Origin of the sequence: Phyllobacterium calauticae, assembly GCF_019991125.1 — a bacterium.
Lineage (GTDB): Bacteria > Pseudomonadota > Alphaproteobacteria > Rhizobiales > Rhizobiaceae > Phyllobacterium > Phyllobacterium calauticae.
Window position 1 is genome coordinate 406,044 of sequence record NZ_JAGENB010000005.1, and the last position, 6,053, is coordinate 412,096.

The window sequence follows — 6,053 nt, forward strand, 5'->3', positions numbered from 1 at the left end:
CAAACATTGACAGCAAGGCGCAACGAACCATGCCCGTGGTTCGAACGACCTTCCTTGTCCTTCAAGCAGCATGTCCCGGCGTTCAACGAGCGCGGGATTCATCGAAACCATCATCATTTGGAAGGGAGAAATTCCAGTGACATCATTTGCATCGACGAAGACCGGCGCCGCGGCGCTCGCATTTTGCCTGCTCGGCGGAACGTCCGTATTCGCACAATCCGCCAAGCTAACGGATGCGACCATTGCGTTCCTGATGCCGGATCAGGCATCCACACGCTACGAGCAGCACGACTATCCGGGATTTGCAGCCGAGATGAAGAAGCTCTGTCCCGGCTGCAAGGTGATTTACCAGAATGCCGATGCCGACGTGTCCCGCCAGCAGCAGCAGTTCAACTCGGTCATAGCGCAGGGTGCCAAGGCAATCGTGCTTGACCCGGTCGACTCGACGGCAGCGGCCTCGCTGGTGAAGCTGGCGCAAAGCCAGGGTGTCAAGGTCATCGCCTATGACCGGCCGATCCCGTCCACTCCGGCTGATTTTTATGTCTCCTTCAACAATGAAGGGATCGGCAAGGCGATTGCGGATTCGCTGGTACAGCATCTGAAGGCGTCGAATGTGCCGGCAGGCGAGGGCGGCGTCTTGCAGATCAATGGCTCGCCGACCGATGCCGCAGCCGGTCTCATCAAGAAGGGCATTCATGCGGGTCTCAACCACAGCGGCTATCCGATCCTTGCCGAGTATGACACGCCGGAATGGGCGCCGCCAAAGGCACAGCAATGGGCCAGCGGCCAGATCACCCGGTTCGGCAACAAGATCCTGGGTGTTGTAGCCGCCAATGACGGTACGGGCGGCGGGGCTATTGCCGCCTTCAAGGCGGCGGGTGTCGATCCGCTTCCGCCCATTACCGGCAATGACGCGACGATTGCGGCGTTGCAGCTGATCATTGCGGGCGACCAGTACAATACCATCTCGAAGCCGAGCGAGATCGTCGCGGCCGCCGCCGCCAAGGTTGCCGTCCAGCTGCTGTCTGGCGAGACGCCGAAGGCCGAAATGACCCTGTACGATACGCCGTCCCAGCTGTTCACGCCGGCGGTCGTCACGGCGGAGAATCTGAAGGCCGAGATTATCGACAAGAAGATCATCAAGGCGGAAGAGCTTTGCACCGGCCGCTATGCGGAGGGCTGCAAGAAGCTCGGCATTAATTGACGAATGCGTGAAAGACGCTTTCCGGCCGCACGCGGTCGGAAGCTCATCGTTTCACTCCGCCCTGGTATACCGAAAGGCAGGTAGCAATGACTGATATTTCCGATGAAACGATTCCTTCAGGCGAGCCTGTGCTCAGCCTGCGTGGTGTATCCAAGAATTTTGGCGCCGTGTCGGCACTGACGGACATTGATCTGGACGTGCATGCGGGCGAAGTCGTGGCCCTCGTCGGCGACAACGGTGCCGGTAAATCAACCCTGGTGAAAATCCTGGCTGGCGTGCACCAGCCAAGCTCCGGCACGATCACCTTCAGCGGCAATACTGTGACGCTGGCCAATCCGAGCACGGCGCTCGATCTGGGCATAGCCACCGTATTCCAGGATCTCGCGCTCTGCGAAAACCTGGATGTCGTTGCCAATATCTTCCTGGGCCGGGAACTCAGCCCGTTGAAACTCGACGAGACGTCGATGGAAGTGCGCGCCTGGACGCTTTTGAATGAGCTTGCAGCACGCATTCCAAGCGTGCGCATTCCGATTGCATCGCTATCGGGCGGGCAGCGCCAGACCGTCGCAATTGCGCGCTCACTTCTGCTCGAGCCCAAGCTCATCCTGCTTGACGAGCCAACGGCAGCGCTCGGCGTGGCCCAGACCGCTGAGGTGCTCAACCTGATCGAACGGGTCCGCGATCGTGGCCTCGGCGTGGTGATGATCAGCCACAACATGGAAGATGTGCGCGCCGTCGCCGACCGCATCGTGGTCCTCAGGCTCGGGCGCAACAACGGCATATTCTATCCCGACGCGTCGAACCACGAACTGGTCGGGGCCATCACGGGCGCCGCAGACAATTCGGTGTCCCGCCGGGCTCGCCGGCTGCAGGTGCCGGTCAACAGCAATCAGGAGGGACACCCATGACCAAGGACGGCAAGCAAGCCGCCATGTTGCTGGATCGCAGCGATGTGCGGGTAAAACATGAATCCGGCGTGAGCGACGCAGTCCGCGCCTTTTTCGACCGCGTAAAATCCGGCGATCTCGGATCGCTGCCGGTCGTGGCCGGCCTGATCATCATCTGGACCGTCTTCGCCAGCCTCAATCCCATCTTCCTGTCGAGCAACAATCTCGTCAACCTGCTGTTCGATGCCTCGACGGTCGGGGTCATATCCCTGGGGATCGTCTGTGTTCTCATGGTCGGGGAGATCGACCTTTCCGTTGGCTCGATCAGCGGGTTCGCCTCGGCGCTGGTGGGGACGCTCTGGGTCAACCAGGGCTGGCCGATTGCCCTTGCGATCGTCGCGGCTGTCGCCGTCGGCGGACTGTTCGGCTGTCTCTACGCCTTGCTGTTCAACCGCCTGGGGATGCCGAGCTTCATCTCGACGCTTGCCGGGTTGCTGGCCGTGCTGGGAATGCAGCTCTACGTGCTGGGAGCGACAGGCTCGATCAATCTGCCCTATGGTTCGGCAATCGTCGATTTCGGCCAGCTGCTGGTCATGCCGCGTCCCGTTTCGTACACGCTTGCGGTCATACCGGGGATCGTTCTGCTGGTTTCGGGCCTGCGTACCATCACGCACCGGCGCGCGGCACATCTGTCCGCGCCTTCGGTCAGCGGCATCGTTTTCCGCGCTGTGGTCATGACAACGGCTCTGGAACTGGTTGTGTTCTATCTCAATCAGGGCCGCGGCATTCCATGGATGTTCGGTCTGTTCGTGGGCCTGGTGGTGGCCATGAGCTACGCATTGACCCGAACCCGCTGGGGACGGTCCATGACTGCTGTCGGCGGCAATCGGGAAGCCGCCCGCCGTGCCGGCATCAATGTGCGGTTCATCTATATGAGCGCCTTCGTGCTGTGCTCGATGTTCGCGGCATTCGGCGGGGTGCTTTCGGCGGCCCGCCTTGCATCGGCGAGCCAGCAGGCCGGCACCGGCGACGTCAATCTCAACGCCATCGCGGCAGCGGTCATCGGCGGAACCAGCCTCTTCGGCGGCCGGGGCAATGCCTATTCGGCACTGCTTGGCATCATCGTCATTCAGTCGATTGCCAATGGCCTGACCCTGCTCGATCTGTCGTCGTCGCTTCGCTACATGATCACGGGTGCCGTTCTCGCCATCGCCGTCATCGTGGATTCACTCGCCCGCCGATCAAGAGTGTCGCATGGGCGCGCCTGACACAAACCCCAAAGTGAGGAATGATATGAAACAGGATTTGTCCGGAAAGGTTGCGGCGATCACCGGCGCCGCATCGGGAATCGGCCTTGAATGCGCCAGAACATTGCTGCGGGAGGGCGTCAGCGTTGCCCTCATCGACAGGGCTGAAGGTGCCCTGACAAGCGTGTGCTCCGAACTGGGACCGCAGGCTTACCCCCTGGTTGTCGACCTGACCAATCCCGCCAGTGTCGCGACGATGATGCCGAACATTCTCGAGCGCTTCGGCAGGCTCGATATCTTCCACGCCAATGCCGGTTCCTATATCGGCGGAGAGGTGGCGGATGGTGATCCCGATGCCTGGGACCGGATGCTGAACCTCAACATCAATGCGGCATTCCGGTCGGTTCAGGCGGTGCTCCCTCACATGGTGGAGAGGAAGACCGGCGATATCATCATGACCAGTTCCATCGCAGGTCTGGTTCCGGTGGTGTGGGAGCCGATCTACACGGCGTCCAAACACGCGGTGCAGGCATTCGTTCACACAGTCAGGCGGCAGGTGATAAAGCACGGCATTCGTGTGGGTGCGGTCGCGCCGGGCCCGGTCGTCACGGCGCTGATCAGCGATTGGCCGCAGGAGAAGCTGGATGAAGCCATCGCTTCAGGCGGATTGATGGAGGCGAACGAGGTGGCGGAAGCCGTATTGTTCATGTTGTCCAGGCCGCGTAACGTCACGATCCGCGATATCGTTATCCTTCCACACAGCACGGACCTCTAGGCATGACACAGTATTTTCTCGGGATCGATGTCGGCACCGGCAGCGCGCGTGCCAGTATCTTTGACGGCAATGGCAGCCTTGTAGCATCGGCCAAACGGCCGATTTCGATCTGGCATGCAACGGGCGGCATCGTCGAGCAGTCGAGCGAGCAAATCTGGCAGGCCGTGTGCGGCAGCACACGCGAGGCCGTCGCATCGGCAAAGATTTCGGCTTCGGCAATCGCCGGGATCGGCTTTGACGCAACCTGTTCGCTGGTTGTCGTCGGCGCTGACGGAGCACCGCTCGCGGTTGGTCCTTCCGGTGATCCCGCCCGGAACATCATCGTGTGGATGGATCACCGCGCATCCAGCGAGGCGGCTGAAATCAATGCAGGCAAGCACGAGGTGCTGCGCTATGTGGGCGGCCGGATTTCGCCGGAGATGGAAACGCCCAAGCTTCTCTGGCTGAAGCGCAACCTGCCGGACCAGTTTGCCGCGGCCGGTCACTTCTTCGATCTGGCCGACTATCTGACATGGCGCGCGACCGGCTCGCTTAGCCGCTCGGTATGCACGGTGACCTGCAAATGGACCTATCTTGCGCATGAGAAGCGCTGGGATGCGCGATATTTTCAGGATATCGGACTTGGGGAACTCGCTGCGGAAGGCTTTTCCCGCATCGGCACCGACATCGTCGATCCCGGTACGCCTCTGGCCGAGGGGCTGACGCAACAGGCCGCGGCCGATCTTGGGCTGATGCCGGGCACGGCTGTCGGTGCTGCCCTGATCGACGCCCATGCCGGCGGTGTCGGAACGCTGGGCGCTGCCGATGCCGCAGGGCATTCCGATGCACGAAACCGTATCGCTTACATCTTCGGGACATCGGCCTGTTCCATGGCATCCAGCGATCGTCCCGTCTTTGTCGACGGGGTCTGGGGACCGTATTATTCCGCGATGATTCCGGGCCTCTGGTTGACCGAAGGCGGCCAGTCGGCAGCTGGCGCGGCAATCGATCATCTCGTCACCATGCACCCCGCCCATGCCGAGGCCAGTGCCAAGGCCAAGGTTGAAAACCTATCCCTTGTTGCCTGGCTTGACCGTTGCGCCATTGCGCTTTGCCCTGATCTGTCGCATGCGGCGGAGCTGGCAAAATCGGTGCATGTCGTTCCGGAGTTCCTCGGCAACCGCTCGCCGCATGCTGACCCCGATGCGCGGGCGGTCATTGCCGGTCTTGGGCTTGGAACGGATGTTGCGGATCTGGTTTCGCTCTACATTGCCGGCCTGTGCGGCATCGGCTACGGCCTCAAACAGCTTCTGAACAGGCTGGGGCAGGACGGTATCCACCTCGACATGATTGTTGCCAGTGGCGGAGCTGCCCAAAGTAACCTGGTGCGGCAGCTTTTGGCGGACACGACCAACCTGCCGGTCGCCATTGCCGACACGCCGGAGCCGGTATTGCTGGGGGCAGCCATGCTCGGGGCGGCAGCGGCGGGATACCACCCATCCCTGGCGGAGGCGATGAAGGGGATGTCGCGCCTTTCCAGAATATTCCAGCCCGCAACCGGTGCAATCGAAACCCTGCACCGGCATCGCTACAAGGCGTTTGAACTGTTGCAGTCGGCCGCATTGCAGGTTCGCCTGCTTGCGCTGGCCGATACAAGAGAAGCAGAGGAACCTCAGCGGGAAGGAGCAAGCGCAAGCTTGTCGTCGGCCGCACGTCCGTAAATGTCAGATAGGGTGGTCTGAAGGCCTGAGTAGTATCTTGCCGGGCGCGTTGATGCGCGTTATATTTTCTTTTGGTTTCGTATTTGGTTCGCAGTGGTGCTATATTGGCTGGTGCTGGCGGGCAGGACGGTTGCGAACAGGGAGATGAGCGGTGGCACAGGACGGGATCTACGACATTTTCGTGATTGGCGGCGGCATCAATGGCTGCGGCATTGCCCGCGATGCGGTGGGGCGCGGCTA

Annotated in this window: 5 protein-coding genes; all 5 read left to right on the plus strand. The window is 61.3% G+C overall.

The window, feature by feature from the left end; all coding sequences use genetic code 11:
• Positions 1-136: 136 nt before the first annotated feature.
• The 5 genes from J1W56_RS19340 (at position 137) to J1W56_RS19360 (ending at position 5,813) form a co-directional block, all read left to right on the plus strand.
• The gene (locus J1W56_RS19340) at positions 137-1,204 is read left to right on the plus strand and encodes an ABC transporter substrate-binding protein (protein WP_223614920.1); all 1,068 of its coding nucleotides are present in this window, start codon (positions 137-139) and stop codon (positions 1,202-1,204) included.
• A gap of 86 nt (positions 1,205-1,290) precedes the next feature.
• On the plus strand, positions 1,291-2,112 hold the full coding sequence (locus J1W56_RS19345; protein WP_223614921.1) for an ATP-binding cassette domain-containing protein: 822 nt from the start codon (positions 1,291-1,293) through the stop codon (positions 2,110-2,112).
• Positions 2,109-3,359: a sugar ABC transporter permease gene (locus J1W56_RS19350; protein ID WP_223614922.1), complete on the plus strand. Its 1,251-nt coding sequence runs from the start codon at positions 2,109-2,111 to the stop codon at positions 3,357-3,359. The genes J1W56_RS19345 and J1W56_RS19350 overlap by 4 nt, the downstream gene beginning before the upstream one ends.
• Positions 3,360-3,384: 25 nt before the next feature.
• The gene (locus J1W56_RS19355) at positions 3,385-4,113 is read left to right on the plus strand and encodes an SDR family oxidoreductase (protein WP_223614923.1); all 729 of its coding nucleotides are present in this window, start codon (positions 3,385-3,387) and stop codon (positions 4,111-4,113) included.
• A gap of 2 nt (positions 4,114-4,115) precedes the next feature.
• Positions 4,116-5,813 carry an FGGY-family carbohydrate kinase gene (locus J1W56_RS19360; RefSeq protein ID WP_223614924.1) on the plus strand — a complete coding sequence of 566 codons (1,698 nt, stop codon included), beginning with the start codon at positions 4,116-4,118 and terminating at the stop codon, positions 5,811-5,813.
• The last annotated feature ends 240 nt before the right edge of the window (positions 5,814-6,053 follow it).

Excerpts from the sequence above, each read along its gene's own strand:
- J1W56_RS19345 (WP_223614921.1), top strand. The coding sequence starts at position 1,291 with ATGACTGATATTTCCGATGAAACGATTCCTTCAGGCGAGCCTGTGCTC.
- J1W56_RS19350 (WP_223614922.1), top strand. The coding sequence starts at position 2,109 with ATGACCAAGGACGGCAAGCAAGCCGCCATGTTGCTGGATCGCAGCGAT.
- J1W56_RS19355 (WP_223614923.1), top strand. The coding sequence starts at position 3,385 with ATGAAACAGGATTTGTCCGGAAAGGTTGCGGCGATCACCGGCGCCGCA.
- J1W56_RS19360 (WP_223614924.1), top strand. The coding sequence starts at position 4,116 with ATGACACAGTATTTTCTCGGGATCGATGTCGGCACCGGCAGCGCGCGT.